Annotated in this window: 18 protein-coding genes; 9 read left to right on the forward strand and 9 right to left on the reverse strand. The window is 69.3% G+C overall.

Annotated elements, in window-relative coordinates; genetic code table 11:
• Nucleotides 1-4: 4 nt before the first annotated feature.
• On the reverse strand, nucleotides 5-364 hold the full coding sequence (locus tag E5A74_RS12965; protein WP_135985577.1) for a PDZ domain-containing protein: 360 nt from the start codon (nucleotides 362-364) through the stop codon (nucleotides 5-7).
• Nucleotides 365-508: 144 nt separating this feature from the next.
• On the opposite strand from E5A74_RS12965, the gene E5A74_RS12970 reads away from it, so the two are divergent.
• From E5A74_RS12970 to E5A74_RS12990, 5 genes are all read left to right on the forward strand, one after another.
• Nucleotides 509-853, forward strand: a complete 345-nt coding sequence (locus tag E5A74_RS12970; protein ID WP_135985579.1) for a hypothetical protein — start codon at nucleotides 509-511, stop codon at nucleotides 851-853.
• 110 nt (nucleotides 854-963) lie between these two features.
• On the forward strand, nucleotides 964-1,386 hold the full coding sequence (locus tag E5A74_RS12975) for a DUF2147 domain-containing protein (RefSeq protein WP_135985581.1): 423 nt from the start codon (nucleotides 964-966) through the stop codon (nucleotides 1,384-1,386).
• Entirely contained in the window at nucleotides 1,383-4,028 is a 2,646-nt protein-coding gene (gene mprF, locus E5A74_RS12980; RefSeq protein WP_135985583.1) for a bifunctional lysylphosphatidylglycerol flippase/synthetase MprF, read from the forward strand. The genes E5A74_RS12975 and mprF overlap by 4 nt, the downstream gene beginning before the upstream one ends.
• Nucleotides 4,015-4,773 carry a virulence factor gene (locus E5A74_RS12985; protein WP_240699798.1) on the forward strand — a complete coding sequence of 253 codons (759 nt, stop codon included), beginning with the start codon at nucleotides 4,015-4,017 and terminating at the stop codon, nucleotides 4,771-4,773. Before mprF ends, E5A74_RS12985 begins: the two co-directional genes overlap by 14 nt.
• 90 nt (nucleotides 4,774-4,863) lie before the next feature.
• The gene (locus tag E5A74_RS12990) at nucleotides 4,864-8,169 is read left to right on the forward strand and encodes a trifunctional glycoside hydrolase family 18/polysaccharide deacetylase/glycosyltransferase family 2 protein (RefSeq protein ID WP_135985586.1); all 3,306 of its coding nucleotides are present in this window, start codon (nucleotides 4,864-4,866) and stop codon (nucleotides 8,167-8,169) included.
• 9 nt (nucleotides 8,170-8,178) lie between these two features.
• Here the strand turns inward: E5A74_RS12990 and E5A74_RS12995 are convergent, their stop codons facing one another.
• The 4 genes from E5A74_RS12995 to pheS are packed head-to-tail and all read right to left on the reverse strand — an operon-like array spanning nucleotide 8,179 to nucleotide 12,831.
• A complete protein-coding gene (locus E5A74_RS12995; protein ID WP_135985588.1) occupies nucleotides 8,179-8,922 on the reverse strand; it encodes an SDR family NAD(P)-dependent oxidoreductase in 744 nt (247 codons plus the stop codon).
• Nucleotides 8,923-8,925: 3 nt separating this feature from the next.
• Nucleotides 8,926-9,336, reverse strand: coding sequence for a hypothetical protein (locus E5A74_RS13000; protein WP_135985590.1), 411 nt, complete (start codon nucleotides 9,334-9,336; stop codon nucleotides 8,926-8,928).
• 4 nt (nucleotides 9,337-9,340) lie between these two features.
• Nucleotides 9,341-11,752 (reverse strand): phenylalanine--tRNA ligase subunit beta, encoded by a 2,412-nt coding sequence (pheT, locus tag E5A74_RS13005; RefSeq protein WP_135985592.1) that lies wholly within the window; start codon nucleotides 11,750-11,752, stop codon nucleotides 9,341-9,343.
• Complete coding sequence (pheS, locus tag E5A74_RS13010) at nucleotides 11,749-12,831, reverse strand: phenylalanine--tRNA ligase subunit alpha (protein ID WP_135985595.1); 1,083 nt, start codon at nucleotides 12,829-12,831, stop codon at nucleotides 11,749-11,751. The genes pheT and pheS overlap by 4 nt, the downstream gene beginning before the upstream one ends.
• Nucleotides 12,832-13,002: 171 nt before the next feature.
• Between pheS and E5A74_RS13015 the strand changes: the two genes are divergently transcribed.
• Nucleotides 13,003-13,830: a class I SAM-dependent methyltransferase gene (locus E5A74_RS13015; RefSeq protein ID WP_166745752.1), complete on the forward strand. Its 828-nt coding sequence runs from the start codon at nucleotides 13,003-13,005 to the stop codon at nucleotides 13,828-13,830.
• Here E5A74_RS13015 and E5A74_RS13020 read toward each other — a convergent pair.
• The 3 genes from E5A74_RS13020 to rpmI form a co-directional block, all read right to left on the reverse strand.
• Nucleotides 13,827-14,447 (reverse strand): LysE family translocator, encoded by a 621-nt coding sequence (locus E5A74_RS13020; protein ID WP_135985599.1) that lies wholly within the window; start codon nucleotides 14,445-14,447, stop codon nucleotides 13,827-13,829. The two genes, E5A74_RS13015 and E5A74_RS13020, sit on opposite strands and share 4 nt — an antisense overlap.
• 225 nt (nucleotides 14,448-14,672) lie before the next feature.
• Entirely contained in the window at nucleotides 14,673-15,038 is a 366-nt protein-coding gene (gene rplT, locus E5A74_RS13025) for a 50S ribosomal protein L20 (RefSeq protein WP_135985601.1), read from the reverse strand.
• A gap of 12 nt (nucleotides 15,039-15,050) precedes the next feature.
• Complete coding sequence (gene rpmI / locus E5A74_RS13030; RefSeq protein WP_029936735.1) at nucleotides 15,051-15,254, reverse strand: 50S ribosomal protein L35; 204 nt, start codon at nucleotides 15,252-15,254, stop codon at nucleotides 15,051-15,053.
• 155 nt (nucleotides 15,255-15,409) lie between these two features.
• On the opposite strand from rpmI, the gene E5A74_RS13035 reads away from it, so the two are divergent.
• From E5A74_RS13035 to E5A74_RS13045, 3 genes are read left to right on the forward strand one after another with little or no spacing between them, the layout of a single operon-like run.
• Nucleotides 15,410-17,527 carry an AsmA family protein gene (locus E5A74_RS13035; RefSeq protein ID WP_135985604.1) on the forward strand — a complete coding sequence of 706 codons (2,118 nt, stop codon included), beginning with the start codon at nucleotides 15,410-15,412 and terminating at the stop codon, nucleotides 17,525-17,527.
• 40 nt (nucleotides 17,528-17,567) lie between these two features.
• Nucleotides 17,568-17,975 (forward strand): VOC family protein, encoded by a 408-nt coding sequence (locus E5A74_RS13040; RefSeq protein ID WP_135985606.1) that lies wholly within the window; start codon nucleotides 17,568-17,570, stop codon nucleotides 17,973-17,975.
• On the forward strand, nucleotides 17,972-18,364 hold the full coding sequence (locus tag E5A74_RS13045; protein ID WP_135985608.1) for a hypothetical protein: 393 nt from the start codon (nucleotides 17,972-17,974) through the stop codon (nucleotides 18,362-18,364). The genes E5A74_RS13040 and E5A74_RS13045 overlap by 4 nt, the downstream gene beginning before the upstream one ends.
• A 174-nt stretch (nucleotides 18,365-18,538) precedes the next feature.
• On the opposite strand, the gene E5A74_RS13050 is transcribed toward E5A74_RS13045, so the two are convergent.
• Nucleotides 18,539-18,769: a zinc-finger domain-containing protein gene (locus E5A74_RS13050; protein ID WP_135985610.1), complete on the reverse strand. Its 231-nt coding sequence runs from the start codon at nucleotides 18,767-18,769 to the stop codon at nucleotides 18,539-18,541.
• Nucleotides 18,770-18,883 lie beyond the last annotated feature (114 nt).

The following is an 18,883-nucleotide window of genomic DNA, read 5'->3' on the forward strand; positions in this document are numbered from 1 at the left end:
CTGCTCAGCTCCGGTGCGATGTGATCTTCAGCGCGAAACTGCGGCCGGCGCGGCGGACATGCAAGATGACGGGGCGATGCGATCGCAAGGCGCGCGCGACATCGCGCCGCGAGCGGGCCGCGCGGCCGTCGACCGCCACGATGCGATCGCCGACGCGCAGGCCCGCCTGCTCGGCCGCGCCGCCCGAGCGCAGGCTGTCGACGAGCAGCGGCCCGGCGGCGGAGGCGGGCATCAGCGTGGCGCCGAGCGGATCGAGGCGATCGTCGCGGTGGCGCGGGACGGCCAGCGACAACCACAACGCAGCGGCCGCCGCGAGCGCGACGATGACGAGCAGCAACGACCGCAAGGGCCGCATGTCGGTCATGTCCGTGTCTCCTTGCCGACCGCGATAGCGAACCGCGCCTCTCCCCCGCGTTGGGAACGGATGAACTTTTGCTCATCTTTCGGTCAGCGTGCGGTTCGGCGCGGGTGCCTAGGCGGGGCGCGACGCCGCAAGGGAGCGCATACGATGCAGGACCTCTCCATTTCCAAAGCAAGGCGCCTCGCGCTCGACGAACGCACCTGTCGGCTGATCTGCCCGATCGCCGCGGCGATGGTTGGCGTCTGCCTGACTGCGATCGGCATATTGCGCGTCGCGACCGCGGTGCGCCGGCAGGACACGATCGCCGACGATCTGCTCTCGATCGACGCGCTGCTGTTCCTCGTGGCGATGCTCGCTTCCTATTTCGCGCTGCGCGTCCAGTCGCATGTCCGGCTCCACTGGCTCGAGCGCATAGCCGACCGGAGCTTCATCGCGGCGATGCTGCTGCTCACCCTCGCCTGCTTCGTGATCACCTATGCGCTCAGCCGCTAGCCGCGCGGGCCGATCGGGCGGGCCAACATTACCGATTCTTCAGACGATGCCGAGGTTCCGGCAATCCGCGCGCGGCTAGCCCGAGGCTCCGCAATCGGAGCGAGATCGACATGCGCAAGACGAGGATCGTAACGGCAGGGATGGCCCTGCTCGCGGCACCGGCGATAGCGAGCGCCCGGCCGGCGCGCTCGCCCGAAGGCATGTGGCTCAACCCGCATGGATCGGTCGCGGTGCGCGCCGGCGCGTGCGGCGACCGGATCTGCGGCTGGGTGGTGTGGGCGAGCGCGGCGGCGCAAAAGGATGCGCGCGAGAGCGGAGTCGACAAGCTCATCGGCACCGAGCTGCTCGAAGACTATCGCCCCTATGGCCAGGCGCGCTGGTCCGGCACGGTGTTCGTGCCCGATATGGGGCGGCATTTCGCCTCCGAGATCGAGGCGCTCTCGCCCGACCGGTTGAAGGTCAAGGGCTGCATCCTCGGCGGGCTGATCTGCAAGTCGCAGGTGTGGACCCGCATCGCGCAGCTGCCGCGATGAGCCGCCTGCCATTTCTCCCGGCGCGATCCCGCCGGCTGATCGCGATCACGCTGGTGCTGCTCGTCCTCGGGCTCGGCTTCGCCGCGCTGCAGGCGCTGACCCGCGAGATCCACTATGCCGATGTCCGCGCGGCGGCGCGCGCGCTCTCGGCGTGGCAGATCGCGCTCGCGCTCGTCTTCACCGCGGCAAGCTATCTGGCGCTGACCTTTTACGACGTGCTCGCGCTCAGGGTGATCGGGCGGCCGCTTCCATGGCGCACCGCGGCGCTCGCTTCGTTCACCAGCTACACGCTCAGCCACAATCTCGGGCTGTCGCTGCTGACCGGCGGATCGGCACGCTACCGCATTTACACCGCCGCGGGGCTCGATGGGATCGAGGTCGCCCGGGTGGTCGCGCTCGCCAGCGCCACCTTCTGGGCGGGCGTCGTCGCGGTCGCGGGCGTCGCGCTGCTCGGCCATGACGGGCCGGTCGCGATCGCCGGGCTGACGCTCGATACGACGCAAGCGCATCTGACCGGCGGCGCGCTGCTCGTCCTGATCGCGGCGCTGGCGGCCGCCGCCGGGCGCGCGAGCGCCGGGCTGTCGATATTCGGCTTCTCGCTGCCGCTGCCGCGCCCCGCATTGCTCGTCGGGCAAATCGGCATCGCGCTGATCGACATCGCCTGCGCGAGCGCGGCGCTGCTCGTGCTGATCCCGGGCGCCGGCCCCGCGCTGCTGCCGGGCTTCATCCTCGCCTATGCGCTCGCCATCGTCGCGGCGGTGCTGACGCATGTGCCCGGGGGAATCGGCGTTTTCGAAGCGGTGCTGCTCGCGATGGTGCCCGGCGACCGGGCGAGCCTGTTCGCCGCGCTGATCGCCTATCGCCTGATCTATTATCTGCTGCCGCTCGCCGTGGCGGCGGTGCTGCTCGCCTCGAACGAGGGCGCCCGGCATCGCCGGGTCGGACGGCTGCTCGCGAGCGCCCGCACGCTGGCCAGCAGCATCTCGCCGCTGGTGTTGAGCGCCGCCACCTTCCTCGGCGGCGGGATGCTGCTGCTCTCGGGCTCGCTGCCGGCGCTGCACGCGCGGATGGGCGCTCTCGCGGGCGTGCTGCCGCTGCCGTTCATCGAGGCCAGCCATATCGCGGCGAGCCTCGTCGGCACCGGGCTGCTGCTGCTCGCGCCGGGCCTGTATCGCCGGCTCGACGGCGCGTTCCACGCCACGCGCCTGCTGCTCGTCGCCGGCGCATTGTTCTCGCTGGCCAAGGGCATCGACTATGAGGAAGCCTTTGTCTGCATCGCGCTGGCCGGGCTGCTGCAATGGACGCGCGGCGCCTTTTACCGACGCACCGCGCTGACCCGGCAACCGCTGCTCGCCGGCTGGCTGGTCTCGGTGGCAGCGGTGGTCGCGCTGGCGACATGGGCCGGGCTGTTCGCCTATCGCCACGTCACCTATGCCGACGATCTCTGGTGGCGGTTCGCGCTCGACGGCGATGCCCCGCGATTCCTGCGCGCGACGATGGCGATCGCGGTGGCGCTCGCCGGCGCGCTGCTCTGGCGGCTGTTCTCGCCGGCCACCGCTACTGCCGTCGAGGAAACGGCCGCTGGCGACGTCGAGGCGGTTCGCGCCATTCTCGCCACGGCGACACGCACCGAGGCGATGCTCGCGCTGACCGGGGACAAGAGCTTCCTGCTCTCGCCGCGCCGCGACGCGTTTCTGATGTATCAGATCAAGGGCGCGAGCTGGATCGTGATGGGCGACCCGGTCGGCCCCGTCGCGGCCTGGGCGGAGCTGCTCTGGGCGCTGCGCGAGCGCGCCGACCGCGAGCAGGGCCGGATATTGTTGTACGAAGCCTCTCCCGCGATGCTCGACCTCGCGATCGGGCTGGGCCTCCAGATCATCAAATATGGCGAGGAAGCGATCGTCGACCTTGCCGATTTCGCGGTCGATACGCCGCGTCTGCGCAGCGCCCGCCGCGCCGGACACGGCGCCGCGCGGGCCGGGGCACGGCTCCACATCGTTCCCGCCGCCGCCGTTCCGGTCATCCTCGACGAGCTCGAGGCGGTTTCGAACGAATGGATCCGCAGCAAGGGGCATCGCGAGAAGCGTTTCAGCCTCGGACGCTTCGATCGCGGCTATCTGTGCAATTTCGACATCGGGATCGTCACCGTCGAGGGCCGGATCATGGCCTTCGCCAATCTCTGGCTGACCGAGGGGCGCGAGGAAGCGTCGATCGACCTGATGCGGCACCGCGACGACGCGCCGCGCGGCACGATGGACTTCCTGCTCGTCCAGCTGATGCAATGGGCGAAGGAGCGCGGCTATCGGCGCTTCACGCTCGGCATGGCGCCGCTCGCGGGGATCGACGGCCGGCGGCTCGCGCCGGCCTGGGCGAAGGTCGCCGCGCTGGTCTTCCGCCATGGCGAGCGGCTCTACGGCTTCCGTGGCCTGCGCGGCTACAAGGAGAAATTCGCACCGCGCTGGGAGCCGCGCTACGTCGCCGGACCGCATGGGCTGGCGCTGATCCAGGCGCTGCGCGATCTGTCGCGGCTGATCGACCAGCGTGCGCCGACGCAGCCCCCGCGCGCCCCGCGCGCGCATCGGCATCCGTCACCCCCGCAGATCGAGACGCGCGAAGGGGAGCTGGTCCTTGCCGCGCGATAGACTTCGGCCGTGGTACCGGCTCCTCGGCGGCATCCTGCTCTGCGCGATCGCGGTGATGCTGGTCCTCGCGACGCCCGCATTGCGTCTGCTCGACGGTCAGACGGTGCGGCTGTTCGGCGCGGGGCGGCCGCATCCGCGGATCGCCGCGGTCTATCTTTCGGGCGACATGGGCCTGCGCTTCGGCATGGGGCCGAAAGTGGCGCCGGCGCTGGCGGGGCACGGCATTCCGGTGATCGGGATCAGCTCGGCGGCCAATTTCGCCACGCGCCGGACGCGGGCCGAGATCGATGCGATGCTCGCCGACGCGGTCCGCACCGCGCTCGTGCGAACCGGGGCGAAGCGGGTGGTGTTGATCGGCCAGTCGTTCGGCGCCGATATGGTTGCCACCGCGGCGCCCGACCTTCCGGCCGCGTTGCGCCCGAGAATCGCCGCGATCGTCCTCGTCGTCCCGGCGCAGACGGCTTATTTTCGCGCCGACCCCACCGGGCTCGCTTATCTCGGCACGCCCGATGCGCGGCCGGCCGCAGCGCTGCGCGCGACCGGCTGGGCGCCGATCATCTGCATCTACGGCATCCGCGAGGCCGACAGCCTGTGCCCCGCGCTGGGCCCCGACCATGCCCGGGCGGTCGCGCTGCCGGGCGGCCACTTCCTCGACCGCGACGACAGGCGGCTGGTCGCGACGATCCTCGCTCAGCTGCACGCCGCGGACCCGGCGATCGTGGATCAGCCGAACCGCCCAACATGACCAAAATTTAAGCCGCGCCCCAGCTCGGCGCCATCCGGGCCCGCGTAACGCGGCGGCATCGCCCGCAAGGGAGTGCAGGAAAGGCAAGGCATGCGCGCCCCGATATTCTTCGATCCGACCGGCCGCCGCGGCCGACGCGCGAAACGCGCTGCGGCGATCGGGATCGCGCTGATGCTGCTCGCCGCGGTGGCGTTCGCGACGACGCTCGTCGCGGTGCCGCGCGAGCGCGCGCTGGCACTGCCCTTTTCGCAGCCGCATCCGGCGCAGCTGCGCGGCACGCACGCCCGCCACGGTCTCGGCGCGTGGCTGCCGGCGATGCGATCGAAGGACCCGCACACTCCGCTGAGCGTCGGCTTCTACCAGCCCGGCGACGAAGCGAGCCTCGCCTCGCTGCGCCGGCACCTCGGCTCGCTCGACTGGGTGGTGCCCGCGCTGGTCACCATCGACGGCCCCGGACTGAAGATCGAAAGCGATCCGCAGTTCGACCGCACGATCCGCGCGGCTTCGGCGCCGCCCAGGGTGCTGCCGATGGTCCAGAATTTCGGCCGCGCGGGCTGGGACGGTGCGGGGAGCGCGGCGCTGCTCCACGACGCGGCGCGCCGCCGGGTGCTGGCCGCGCGCCTCGCCGGGCTGGTCGCGGGGCGCCACGATGCCGGGCTAGTGATGGATTTCGAGGCGCTGCCGCGAGGCGCCACGGGCGACTATCTGCGCTTTCTCCGCGCGCTTCGCGCCGCACTGCCGGCGGGCTCGCAGCTCGCGGTCACGGCCCCGGCGGAAGTGGAAAGCGGGGAGCTTCGCGCGCTTGCCGGCGCCGCCGACCGGCTGATCCTGATGGCCTATGACCAGCATTGGGAAGGCGGCGAGCCCGGCCCCATCGCCGCGCAGGACTGGTTCGTCCGCGAGGTGATGGCCGCGCGGCGCGCGATCGGCGCGGACAAGCTCGTCGTCGCGCTCGGAAGCTATGCCTATGACTGGCACGCAAGCCAGGCCGATGCCCTGTCGATCGAGGAGGCGTGGCTGACCGCGCATGACAGCGAGGCGCCGATCGCGTTCGACCGCGCCAGCGGCAATGCCGGATTCGCCTATGACGAGGACGGGCAACATCACAGCATCTGGATGATCGACGCGGCGACCAGCTGGAATCAGCTCGCGGCGTTGCAGCGGCTGGGCATCGACGATGTCGCGCTGTGGCGGCTGGGGAGCGAGGATCCCGGCTTCTGGTCCGATCTCGGCGCTTTTCGCGGCGGCGGATGGCCCGATCTCGCGACGCCCCGTTCGCTGCTGAGCACCGACGTCGAGGGCGCGGGCGAGATCCTGCGGATCACCGCCACCCCCGCCGACGGCCGTCGCGCCGTCACCCGCGACGCGCAGGGAATGATCCGCGACGAGCATTATGCCGCGCTTCCCACCCCCTATGTCGTGCAGCGCACCGGCGGCGCGGACCCGAAGCAGCTCGCGCTGACCTTCGACGACGGCCCCGACCCGTTATGGACGCCGCGCATCCTCGACGTGCTGGAAGCCGCGCACGTGCCGGCGACCTTCTTCGTCATCGGCGAGAATGCCCTGCAGCACCCGGTACTGCTCCGCCGCATGATCGCCGACGGCGACGAGATCGGCAATCACAGCTACACCCATCCCAATCTGGCGAACACCGGCCCGGCACAGACCCGGCTTGAGCTCAACGCGACCCAGCGGCTCGTCGAGGCCTATACCGGCCATGGCATGACGCTGTTCCGCGCGCCCTATTTCGGCGATGCCGAGCCGACCACCGCCGATGAGCTCGGCCCCGCGCTCGAGGCGCAGAAGGCCGGCTATACGGTGGTGGGGCTGCACGTCGATCCGAACGACTGGCAGCGGCCGGGCGCGGATGCGATCGTCGGCGAGGTCCTTGCGCAGGTCCATGCCGCAGCCGCCGGCACGTCGCGGAACATCGTGCTGCTCCACGACGGCGGCGGCGACCGGAGCCAGACGCTGGCGGCGCTGCCGCGGATCATCGCGACGCTGCGGGGCGAGGGCTATCGCTTCGTCCCGGCATCGCAGCTCGCCGGCATCGCGCAGGCGCAGGCGATGCCCGAAGTGACCGGCAGCGACCTGCTCGCGGTGCGCACCGATGTCGCGATCTTCATCGCGCTGGCGGCGCTGGCGGCGACGCTCGCCTGGCTGTTCTACGTCGCGATCGCGCTGGGAATCGCGCGCGCCGTGGCGATGGCCGGACTCGCCTGGTTCCAGAGCGGCCGGCGCCGGGCCGAGCCGCCGCGCTTCGAGCCGGGCGTGTCGGTGATCATCCCCGCCTATAACGAAGCGCGCGTGATCGCCGGGTCGATCGCGCGCGTGCTCGCCAGCGACTATCCGGCGCTGCAGGTCATCGTCGCCGACGACGGCTCGCACGACGATACCAGCGCGATCGTCGCGCGGGAGTTCGGCGCCGATCCGCGGGTCGTGCTGCTCACCCTGCGCAACGCCGGCAAGGCGGCGACGCTCAACCGCGCGCTGCGCCACGCCACCGGCGAGGTGATCATCGCGCTCGACGCCGATACCCAGTTCGAGCCCGCGACGATCCGTCGCCTCGTGCGCTGGTTCGCCGATCCGCGCATCGGCGCGGTGGCGGGCGACGCGCGCGTCGGCAACCGGGTGAACCTCGTCACGCGCTGGCAGGCAGTGGAATATATCACCGCGCAAAATCTCGAGCGGCGCGCGCTTGCCGGCTTCGACGCGCTGACCGTGGTGCCGGGCGCGGTCGGCGCATGGCGGCGGGCCGCGATCGACGCGGTCGGCGGCTATCCCGAGGACACGCTGGCGGAGGATCAGGACCTCACCATCGCGGTTCAGCGCGCCGGCTGGCGCGTCACCTATGACCCGCGCGCGGTGGCGTGGACCGAGGCGCCCGAGAGCTTCCGGGCGCTCGCGCGGCAACGCTATCGCTGGGCGTTCGGCACGCTGCAATGCCTGTGGAAGCATCGCGGCGTGCTGCGCGCGGGCAAGCCCTCGGGCCTCGCGCTGGTCGGCCTGCCGCAAGCGTGGCTGTTCCAGATCGGCTTCGCCGCGATCTCGCCGCTGATCGACATGGCGCTGGTCGCCTCGCTCGTCGGCACGGTGCTGCGCGTGCACCAGCATGGCTGGGCGCAGACCGACGGCGATGTCGGGCGGATGGCGCTCTACTGGCTGGCCTTCACCACGATCGACATCGCGTGCGGCTGGATCGCCTATGCGCTCGACGGCGGCCGGGCCCGCTACCGCCCGGACCTGCTGGTCGCGCAGCGCTTCGTCTATCGGCAGATCATGTATTGGGTCGTGCTCCGCGCGATCGCCTCGGCAGTCGGCGGGTGGGTCGTGGGCTGGGGGAAGCTCGAGCGCACCGGCAACGTCGCGGGCCCGCAGCCCGCCGCGAGCGGATGACGCCGCGGCTCAGCCCGCGCGGTGGACGAGAAAGGGCGACCAGGCCTGGTTCACCGGCATCAGCTCGAGCGCATTGACGTTGAGGTGCGGCGGCTGCTGCGCGACCCACAGCATCGTCGCGGCGATATCCTCCGCGGTCATCGGGTTCACCCCGGCATAGAGCTTGTCCGACACGTCCTGGCTGCCGGTGCGCACCAGCGTGAACTCGGTCTCGACCATGCCCGGCTCGATCGAGCAGACGCGCACCCCGGTGCCGATCAGATCCGAGCGCAGATTGAGGCTGAACTGGCGGACGAACGCTTTGGTCGCGCCGTACACATTGCCGCCGGGATAGGGATAGTTGGCGGCGACCGAGGCGAGATTGATGATCGCCCCCTTGCGCGCGATCAACTGCGGCAGGAGCTTGTGCGTGATCGACACCAACGCGGTGATGTTGGTGTCGATCATCGTCGTCCAGTTGGACAGCTTCGCCTGCTGCGCCGGCTCGAGCCCGAGCGCGAGCCCGGCATTGTTGATCAGCAGATCGATGCCGACGAAAGCTTCCGGAAGCGCGTCGAGCGCGGCATCGCGCGCCGCTTCATCGCGGACGTCGAATTCGAGCGTGTGCAGCGCCTCGCCCAGTTCCTCCTGCAGCGCCGCGAGCCGATCGGCGCGACGTCCGGTGCCGACCACCTTCCAGCCCGCACCGACGAACGCGCGCGCCGCGGCCTCGCCGATGCCTGCGGTGACGCCGGTGATGAGTGCGGTGGGCATGGCTCAAATCTCCTCGATGCTGCGCGGCTCGCCGAGGTGCCATTGCTGCCCGTCGAACCGGTCTTCGTGATCGCCATATTGGACGAGCGTGCCGGCGGGCGCGCCCAGTTCGGGCATGTGCAGCCGGATCAGCGCACGCGCACCGTCGACATCGGTCGCCTCGACGTCGAGGATCGTCGACACGACCTCGTCCTCGCCCGCTTCCTCCGATTCGAAATCGACGTTGCGATAGAGCGTGCCGCCGCCGGTGCTGGCGCCGAACCCCGCCAATCTGAGCTCGGCATCGATATGGATGCTGAAGCGGTAATGGCGGTCGAACGGATCGAGATCGCCGGGGACGACCACGGTCATATGCTCATAGTCCGCGGGATCCTCCATCTTCTCGCGAAGGCCGTGGAGGAACCGTTCGATCACCCGCTCAGCCTCGCAGGCTCGCGCCGAGCTTCGCCGCCGCCGCGACGACCTTGTCAGCCACCGCCTTTAATTCGGCATCGGTGAAGCTCTTCTCGCCGGGCTGGAGCGTGACTTCGACCGCGAGGCTCTTCTGGCCCTCCGGCACGCCGGTGCCGGTGAAGATGTCGAACAGCCGCGCATCGACGATCGCCGCCTTGTCGGCACCCTTGATCGTGCGGACGAGATCGCCCGCGGTGAGGTCGGCCGGCACGAGGAAGGCGAAGTCGCGCGTCACCGCCTGCAGCGCGGGCGGCACATAGGCCGGGCGCATGAAGCCGGTCCCGCCGCGTTTCGCCGGCAGCGCATCGAGATAGATCTCGACCGCGGCGACATCGCCGTCGAGGTCGAACGCCTTGAGCACCGAGGGATGCACCACGCCGAACGCCGCGAGCACGGTCTTGGGCCCGAGCCGCAGCGTTGCCGACTGGCCGGGGTGATAGACATCGCCCGCCTCGCCCATCACCTGCAGATTGGCCACCGGCGCGCCGGCCGCCTCGAGCAGCGCCAGTGCCTCGGCCTTGGCGTCGAACGCGCCGAAGCCCTGCGCCTTGCCGCCCTGCCAGCCGCGCGGGCTGCGATCACCGGCGAGCACCACTGCGAGCGTGAGCCGCTCCTTGTCGGCGAGATAGCGGCGGCCGATCTCGAACAGCCGCACGCCGCTGGCGCCGCGCTTGCGGTTGCGCTCGGCCGCGGCGAACAGGCCGGGGAGCAGCGATGGCCGCATGACCTTCATGTCCTCGCTGATCGGATTGGCGAGGCGCCACGCGCCGCCGCCGAAGGGCGCGGCCTCCGCCTCGGAGAGGAAGCTCCACGTCACCGCTTCGTGGAAGCCGCGCGCGGCGGCGGTGCGCCGCAGCTTGCGCTCGAGCTTCTGTTCGGGCGTCGCGGTCGGCCGCGCGACGCCGGGCAGGCGATCGAGCGGAGTCGAGGGGACCTTGTCGATCCCTTCGATGCGGATGACTTCCTCGACCAGATCGGCGGGGCCATCGATGTCGCGGCGCCAGCTCGGCGCGGTGACGCGAAGGTCCTCGAAGCGCGCAAGGTCGGTCGGATCGCCGTTCGCATCGAGCGCCTCGACCGTGAAGCCCAGTCGCTCGAGGATGTCCTTCTGCCGCGCCACCGGAATCGCGAGGCCGCCCAGCGTCTCGGCGAGCGCCGGATCATAACCAGTGGTGATGCCGACCCGCGGCGGCGTGCCCGCCCGGGTGACCTCGCTGGCGCTGCCGCCGCACAGATCGACGACATAGCGCGCCGCGATCGCGATGCCGTCTTCGAGGAACGCGGGATCCACCCCGCGTTCGAAGCGCGAACGCGCATCGCTGGTCAGGTTGAGCTTCTGGCCGGTCTTCGCGATGTGATCGGGATCGAAATAGGCGCATTCGATCACCACGTCGGTGGTGGTCTCGGACACGCCGGTGTCCTCGCCGCCCATGATCCCGCCGATATCGTGCACGCCATTGGCATCGGCGATCACCGTCACGCTCTCGTCGAGCGTGTAGGTCTTCTCGTTGAGCGCGAGCACCTGCTCGCCCGGCTTCGCCTTGCGGACGACCAGCGCGCCCGACAGCTTCGCCTTGTCATAGACGTGCAGCGGGCGGCCGAGATCGATCATCACATAGTTGGTGATGTCGACGAGCGCCGAGATCGGGCGCTGGCCGATCGCCTTGAGGCGCTGCTGCATCCAGTCGGGCGAGGCGCCGTTGGTCACGCCGCTGACGGTCTGGCCGAAATAGGCCGGGCAGCCATCGGGCGCCTCGATGCGCACTTCCGGCCCGGCGCCGCTGGTCGGCACCGGATCCACGTCGAGCGGCCTGAGCGTGCCGAGGCCGGCGGCGGCGAGATCGCGGGCGATGCCGCGCACGCCCATGCAATCCTGCCGGTTGGGCGTGATCGAAACGTCGATCACCGCGTCGTTGAGCCCGGCATAATCGGGGAAGGAGGTGCCGATCGGCGCATCGGCGGGAAGCTCGATGATGCCGTCATGATCGTCGCCCAATTCGAGCTCGCGGGTCGAGCACATCATGCCGTTCGATTCGACCCCGCGCACCGCGGCGACCTTGAGCTGCATGCCGTTGGCGGGGACCACCGCGCCCGGCAGCCCGAGCACGCCGACAAGGCCGGCGCGCGCGTTCGGCGCGCCGCAGACGACCTGCAGGGGGGCGCCCTCGCCGGTGTCGACGGTGAGGACCTGGAGCTTGTCGGCCTGCGGATGACGCTCGGCAGTGAGCACCTTCGCCACGCGGAACGCGGCGAGCTTCTCGCCCGGATTCTCGACGCTTTCGACTTCGAGACCGACGCGGGTCAGCGCCTCGACGACCTCGTCGAGCGTCGCCTCGGTCTCCAGATGCGCCTTGAGCCAGTTGAGCGTGAACTTCATGCGCCGACTCCCCCGCTCAGCGTGGGCACGTCGAGCGCCGAGAAGCCGTAATGGCGCAGCCAGCGCAGATCGCCGTCGAAGAAGGCGCGCAAGTCATCCATCCCGTATTTGAGCATCGCGAGGCGATCGACGCCGGTGCCGAAGGCGAAGCCCTGCCATTCGTTCGGATCGAGCCCGCAGGCCGCGATCACCTTGGGATGCACCATTCCCGAGCCGAGCACTTCCATCCAGCCTTCGGACCCGCCGATCACACGCTTTCCGTTGACCACCGAATAGCCGACATCGACCTCGGCCGAAGGCTCGGTGAAGGGGAAATAGCTCGGGCGCAGCCGCAGCACGATGTCGTCGCGCTCGAAGAACGCCTTGAGGAAAGTCTCGAGCGTCCACTTCAGGTGCCCGAGCGTGATCCCCTTGTCGATCACCAGACCTTCGATCTGGTGGAACATCGGCGTGTGGGTCGCGTCCGAGTCGGAGCGATAGACGCGGCCCGGCGCGATGATCCGGATCGGCGGCTTGTCCTTGACCATCGTGCGGATCTGCACCGGCGAGGTGTGGGTGCGGAGCAGATGCTTCTGCGTCCCGTCCGCTTCGGGCGGGAAATAGAAGGTATCGTGCATCGCCCGCGCCGGATGGCTCTCGGGAATGTTGAGCGCCGTGAAATTATGCCAGTCGTCCTCGATCTCGGGGCCGGTGGCGACCGCGAAGCCGAGATCGGCGAAGATCTCCGCCAGTTCGTCCATCACCTGGCTGACCGGATGCACCGATCCCGCCGGCACGCTATCCACCGGCAGCGTCATGTCGAGCGTCTCGGCGGCGAGCCGCGCGTCGAGCGCGAGCCGTTCGAGCGACGTCTTGCGCTCGGCCAGCGCCGCGGTGACCGCCTCGCGCAACCCATGGATGCGCGGGCCCTGCTCCTGCCGCTCCTCGGGGCTCATCCCGCCCAAGGTCTTGAGCAGCCCGGTGATCGCGCCCTGCTTGCCGAGCGCATGGACGCGCAGCGCCTCGACGGCGTCGAGCCCCGCTGCGGCGTCGATCGAGGCGAGCAGATCGCTGCGCAATTGTTCGAGATCGGTAGTCATAGGAGGCCCGAACCCCAGAGCGGGCACAAGGTCAACCCTTGGGCGCAAGATTCGGTGCCGCGCACGGCCCGTCGCGGCGCCGGGGCGGGACGGCGCAGCCCCCTTCTCGCCGATCCGGGATCGTGAGACGCCCCCGGCGCCGACTTGTATGCGTGGAGGCGAACGATGTTGATGCAGGCGAGACTCGAGACCGTCGATTGCCCCTGCTGCGAGAGCGACGGGCATCGCCACTGGGCTTCCGAGAACGGCTATAGCGCCGTCAAATGCGCCGAGTGCGGCACCGTCTATATCCGCGAGCGGCCGCGCGGCGAGGACATTTCCGCGGCGGCACGCGACGGCGTGCACCCAACCGACGAAGGCACGCTCGACCAGCGGCTCCACCGCCAGGGCTGGAAAGTGCCTTTCTACGCCGGCATCGTCCGCCGCTTCTTCGAGGGCGAGAAGGATCTGCGCTGGCTCGATGTCGGCGCGGGCAATGGCGAGTTCGTCGAGGCGGTGCAGCGCGCGCTGCCCGACGTGCAGGCGCTGGGGATCGATCCGATGGAAGTGAAGGTCGCCCGCGCGCAGCAGCGCGGCGTGCCGATCACCGCCCAGACGCTCGAGGAAGTCACCGGCAGCTACGACGTGATCTCGATCATCAACGTCTTCTCGCACATCCCCGATTTCCAGCATTTCGGCGGGCTGATCCGCGCCCGGCTGAAGCCCGGCGGATCGCTGTTCATCGAGACCGGCAATGGCGGCGATCTGCCCTCGCGCGCCGATTACCCCGGCGAGCTGCTGCTGCCCGACCATCTCGTCTTCTCGGGAATCGACCAGATGAAGCAGACGTTGGGGCGGCTCGGCTTCGGGCGTGTCGAGCATTGGAGTCGCCGCACCGATCACCCGCTCTGGGCCGCCAAGCAGCTGGTGAAGAGCACGCTCAAGGGGAAGCCCAAGGTGTTCGTGCCGTGGACGCGCAGCTTCCGGACGGTGTTTTACCGGGCGTATCTCGACGGCTAGACCCGGCTGCCGAGCAGCGCCCCGCCAAAGCCGATGAACAGCAGCGCGGTGGCGCGGTTGAACAGCCGCTGGCGGCTGGTGGGCGCGAGCCAGCGCGCGAGCGAGCGGCCGCCCAGCGCGTAGACGCCGAACCAGAAGGCCTCGATCACCGCGAAGCTGAGCACGAGGATCGCGAGCTGCGGCACGAAGGGCCGGTTCAGATCGACGAACTGCGGCAACAGCGCCGCCGCGAAGATGATCAGCTTGGGGTTGGACAGGCCGGTGCCGAGCCCGGTCCAATAGAGCGCGGTCGCGGTGCGGCCCGATCCCGCGTCGCCCGAATCGCCGCCGCCGACCGGCGCGCGCCATGCCTTGATGCCGAGCCAGACCAGATAGGCGACGCCGGCATAGCGCAGCACGTCGTAGAGCCCGGGCGAGGCCTTGAGCAGCGCCCCCAGCCCCGCCGCCGAAGCGATCAGGCACAGCATGTTGGCGGTCATCAACCCCACCATCGAGAAGAGCGCGCGGCGCGGGCCGTGATGAATGCTCTGCACCATCACATGGAGCATGTTCGGCCCCGGTGTCGCCGAGATCAGGAACACCGCGGTGACGTAGAGCCACCAGGTCTGGAGTGCCATTGCTTGCCTTTCTGCGGCGGCCCTCGCCCCCGACCCAATACCGTCATCCCGGCCTTTTGCCGGGATCCACGGTGCCGCAGGCGAGACCCTCTCGCCTCCTGGTTCTTTCCCGGCCGCGCGGTGGACCCCGGCACAAGGCCGGGGTGACGGTTGCGATCTCGGAGCGGAAAGAAAAGGGCGCCGGTGTTGCCACCGACGCCCCATTTCCGTTCGCTGTCCGTCCGCTCAGGCGGCCTGGGGCAGCGCCGCCTTCGCCTGCGCGACGATGGCGCTGAACGCCTCCGCCTCGTGCATCGCGATGTCGGCAAGGACCTTCCGGTCGAGTTCGATGCCGGCGAGCTTGAGCCCGTGCATGAACTGCGAATAGGTCAGGCCCTCGGCGCGGACACCGGCGTTGATGCGCTGGATCCAGAGGCCGCGGAACGTCCGCTTCTTAACCTTGCGGTCGCGATAGGCGTACTGGCCGGCCTTTTCGACGGCCTGGCGCGCGATGCGGATCGTGTTCTTGCGACGGCCATAATAGCCCTTCGCCTGATCCAGAATCCGCTTGTGCTTCGCCTTGGTGGTCGTGCCACGCTTCACTCGTGCCATGTCTCGGCCTCCTTACTTCAGGCCGTACGGCGCCCACGCGAGAACGCGGGCGGTATCGGCATCGGCGAGCACGGAGGTGCCGCGATTCTGGCGGATATACTTCGCATTGTGCGAAATCAGGCGGTGGCGCTTGCCGGCGACTCCGTGCTTCACCTTGCCAGTGGCGGTGAGCTTGAAGCGCTTTTTGACGCCGCTCTTCGTCTTGAGCTTGGGCATTTTCGTCTCCTTATAGTTCGACGATTGCGGACACGCGCGGCAGCCCATTCAGCCGGCGCATCCCTACGATCGCGGAAAGGCGGGCGCATAGCCGCAACCGCGCTGCAATGCAACCGGAGTCGGAACCGCCTCAGCTTACAAAGCTTTTCAACCCGATGGCAGTGGAAACCCCGACCCCGACTCCCCCCGCGACTCGCGCTCGTCCTGCGCGGGCGCTCGGCACGCCGCTGGCGAGCGTGATCGCGGTGGTCGCCACGATCCTCGGTCTGATCGTACTCGCCTGGACGGTGCTGTTCGTCACCAAGGGGCGCTTTCTCAAGCACACCTTCGAGAAGATCGTCGCCGCGCAGACGCATCGTCAGGTAGAGGTCGCGGGCGACTTCCAGCTCTATTTCGCGCCGTTCAACGTCAAGTTCCTCGCCGAGGGGATGACCATCTCCAACCCCGAATGGGCCGGGCGCGGCAGCTTCTTCTCGGCGAGCAAGATCGATTCGCGGATCTCGACCTGGAGCCTGATCACCGGCAACCACCGGGTGAACTGGCTCGGGCTCGAGAACGGCCATGTCGACCTGCAATGGGACAAAGCGGGCCGCCGCAACACCTGGACCTTCAGCGAGGAGAAGGGCGAGCCGCTCGACCTGCCGGTCATCCGCCGCGCGCTCGTCCAGGGCACGCTGATCCGTTATGTCGACCCGCGGATGCAGATCGCGGCGGGCATCCGCATCCACACCGTCGAGGCGCGCGACACGCAGTTCGCCAGCTCGATCCGCTTCGACGGCAACGGCACCGCGCGCGGCACCCGCTTCACCATGGCGGGCGAGTTGCTGACGCCCAACGCCACCGTTGCGGGCGGGCGGAACCAGCTCAAGCTCCATGTCGAGGGGGTGCGCACCCAGATCGACGTCTCGGGCACGCTGCCCGGCGCCACCGAGATCGAGGGCGCCGACCTGCATATGGACGCCCGCGGGCAGAATCTCGCGGATGTTTTCGCGGTTATGGGCGTCGCGGTGCCCGATACGCGCAGCTACCGCCTGCGCTCGGCACTGACCAAGAGCGGCGACGAATGGCGCTTCACCGGGCTGCGCGGGCGGTTCGGAGCGAGCGACCTCGCCGGCAAGTTCACCGTGAAGATGACGGAGCCGCGGCTGCTGCTCACCGCCGATCTCGCCACCCATGTGCTCGACATCGTCGATGCCGGTCCGTTCATCGGCTACAGCCCGCAGGCATCGGCGGCGGGCGCGGTGGTGCAGCGGGCAGGCGGCACCCCGCGCATCCTTCCCGATGCGCCGCTGCGGGTCGAGGCGCTCAAGAATTTCGACGCGAAGGTCGACTGGACGGTGCGCACCGTCCGCGCCGAGAGCCTGCCGATATCGAACATCACGCTCGGGCTCGACCTGAACGACCGGCTGCTCAAGCTGAGCCCGCTCAACTTCTCGATGGCGCGCGGCACGGTCAATTCGGACATCACCATCAACGCGCGGCGCGAACCGGTCTTCACCGACTATGACATCCGCCTGTCGCCGACGCCGATGGGCACGCTGCTCGCCGGATTCGGCGTCGAGCAATCGGGCACCAGCGGCACGCTGAAGGCGCGGGTCAAGATGACCGGCACCGGCAACAGCGTGCGCGATTCGCTCGCCAGCTCGAACGGCCGCATCGCGGTGATCATGCCGCGCGGCACTTTCTGGACGCGCAACATCCAGCTCTCCGAGCTCGATATCGGCGTGTTCGTCCAGAAGATGTTCGAGAAGAAGCTCAAGGAGCCCGTGCAGATCAATTGCGGGCTGATCGGCTTCACCGTGAACAACGGCATCGCCGCCGCCGACCCGATCCTGATCGATACCGAGAAGAACGTCATGCTCGGCCGTGGCGGGTTCAGCTTCAAGAACGAGACGATCGACCTCGCCTTCCGCGCCGACAGCAAGAAGTTCAGCCTGTTCTCCGGCCAGTCACCGGTTGGCGTCGGCGGCTATTTCGCCAAACCGAGCATCGACGTGATCAGCCCCGAGCTGGTCGGCCGGGCAGGCGCCGGGCTGGGGCTCGGCATCCTCGCCAGCCCGTTCGCCGCGGTGATCGCGTTCGTCGACATCGGCGACGCCAAGGCCGCCGATTGCGGCCCGGTGCTCGCCGGCGCCTCGGCGCGCGCCCAACGCACCGACAAGGGCAAGCCGCGCGACGATGTCGGCAAGGGCACCACCGCCAAGTCCGAGGACGGCAAGCGCTCGAAGGGCGAGGCCCAGAAGCAACGCAAGAAGTTCCTCGGCATCTTCTGAGCCGCTACACTGGCCGCCACGCGACTCGAAGGAGACGAGCATGGCCGACGACCAGATTGCGATGCCCGGTGTCACGGCGCATCTGACGATCCGCGAGGGCAAGGGCGCCGCCGCGGTGGACTTCTACAAGGCCGCGTTCGGCGCCGAGGAGACCGGCCGCCACCTTGCCGATGACGGCGCGCGGATCATGCACAGCCATCTCAAGATCAATGGCGGTTCGCTGATGCTCAACGACGATTTCCCCGAATATACCGGCGGGATCGCCGTGCCCGCGGGCGTGACGCTGCATCTGCGCGTCGACGATGTTGATATCTGGTGGGAACGCGCGCTGGCTGCGGGCGCGACGGTGCGCATGCCGCTCGACAACCAATTCTGGGGCGACCGCTATGGCGAGGTCGTCGATCCCTTCGGGCATCATTGGTCGATCGGCGGGCCGGTCAAGGCGTGATCGCGCTCGTCGCGCTCGCGCTGGTGACGAGCGCAGCCGCGCCGCCGTGCGGCGGCGTTCTGATCGCCGGCGCAGCTTCCTGCATCAAATGGGAGTTGAAGCTGTCCGAATATCGGGCGCTGATCCGACGCGCCAACGCAGGCGACGCGGAGGCCGCGCTGAAGCTCGCCCAGTTCGAGGACGAGCGCGTCCTCCATGGCGGTGCAGGCGGCGCGAAATGGTGGCTGCTGGCCGCCGAACGCGGCGATTGCCAAGCGCTGCGGCGCATGCGCGACCTCGCGACGGGCCGCGGCGATCCGGCCCTTGCCGCGAAATGGCGCACGCGCATTCGCTGGAACCGTTGCGCGCCTTCCGTCGACAGGGAGCGTTGGCTCGGGTTCGGCTCCTGAACCTGCGCCGCGACGCCGGGCAGACCGCGCGATGCCGGATCGAGCCCGACCGCGGAAGCGCCGCGTCGCCGAACCACGCATGCCGAGCAGGCGGTTTCGAGCGATAGAGTCGCGCACGAGATCGGGCGAGAGTGGCGCGCCGCGATCCCGCGATCGCGGCGGCCGGGCCGACGACTAGACGCTCGCGCCAGCCGGATGGTCGGGCAGTTGCGACTGATCGGCACCGTCGGCAGGTCCGCCGATCAGCACGAAGCGACGATCGCAATAGCCGCAATCGACATAGCCCTGCTCGTCGATCTGCAGGAACACGCGCGGATGACCGAGCGCGGCGGGCAGGCCGGGACCGGTGCCGTCACAGGCGACACGGGCATGGGAAGTACGGATCGTCTCGGGCGGCAAAGTCATGACAGTGCGTCTAGCAACCGCACCCGCGGCTAGCAACGGCCGCACGATCGATAGGCACAAAGCATGGCTCATCGCATATTCAGCTTTTTGCGGGATAGATCAGCTCTGGTATCC

This window comes from Sphingomonas naasensis, from assembly GCF_004792695.1.
In the GTDB taxonomy this organism is placed as follows: Bacteria; Pseudomonadota; Alphaproteobacteria; order Sphingomonadales; family Sphingomonadaceae; genus Sphingomonas; species Sphingomonas naasensis.

Coding starts and splice junctions, on each gene's coding strand:
- E5A74_RS12965 (WP_135985577.1), bottom strand. CDS start 364: ATGACCGACATGCGGCCCTTGCGGTCGTTGCTGCTCGTCATCGTCGCG.
- E5A74_RS12970 (WP_135985579.1), top strand. CDS start 509: ATGCAGGACCTCTCCATTTCCAAAGCAAGGCGCCTCGCGCTCGACGAA.
- E5A74_RS12975 (WP_135985581.1), top strand. CDS start 964: ATGCGCAAGACGAGGATCGTAACGGCAGGGATGGCCCTGCTCGCGGCA.
- mprF (WP_135985583.1), top strand. CDS start 1,383: ATGAGCCGCCTGCCATTTCTCCCGGCGCGATCCCGCCGGCTGATCGCG.
- E5A74_RS12990 (WP_135985586.1), top strand. CDS start 4,864: ATGCGCGCCCCGATATTCTTCGATCCGACCGGCCGCCGCGGCCGACGC.
- E5A74_RS12995 (WP_135985588.1), bottom strand. CDS start 8,922: ATGCCCACCGCACTCATCACCGGCGTCACCGCAGGCATCGGCGAGGCC.
- pheT (WP_135985592.1), bottom strand. CDS start 11,752: ATGAAGTTCACGCTCAACTGGCTCAAGGCGCATCTGGAGACCGAGGCG.
- pheS (WP_135985595.1), bottom strand. CDS start 12,831: ATGACTACCGATCTCGAACAATTGCGCAGCGATCTGCTCGCCTCGATC.
- E5A74_RS13015 (WP_166745752.1), top strand. CDS start 13,003: ATGCAGGCGAGACTCGAGACCGTCGATTGCCCCTGCTGCGAGAGCGAC.
- E5A74_RS13020 (WP_135985599.1), bottom strand. CDS start 14,447: ATGGCACTCCAGACCTGGTGGCTCTACGTCACCGCGGTGTTCCTGATC.
- rplT (WP_135985601.1), bottom strand. CDS start 15,038: ATGGCACGAGTGAAGCGTGGCACGACCACCAAGGCGAAGCACAAGCGG.
- rpmI (WP_029936735.1), bottom strand. CDS start 15,254: ATGCCCAAGCTCAAGACGAAGAGCGGCGTCAAAAAGCGCTTCAAGCTC.
- E5A74_RS13035 (WP_135985604.1), top strand. CDS start 15,410: ATGGCAGTGGAAACCCCGACCCCGACTCCCCCCGCGACTCGCGCTCGT.
- E5A74_RS13040 (WP_135985606.1), top strand. CDS start 17,568: ATGGCCGACGACCAGATTGCGATGCCCGGTGTCACGGCGCATCTGACG.
- E5A74_RS13050 (WP_135985610.1), bottom strand. CDS start 18,769: ATGACTTTGCCGCCCGAGACGATCCGTACTTCCCATGCCCGTGTCGCC.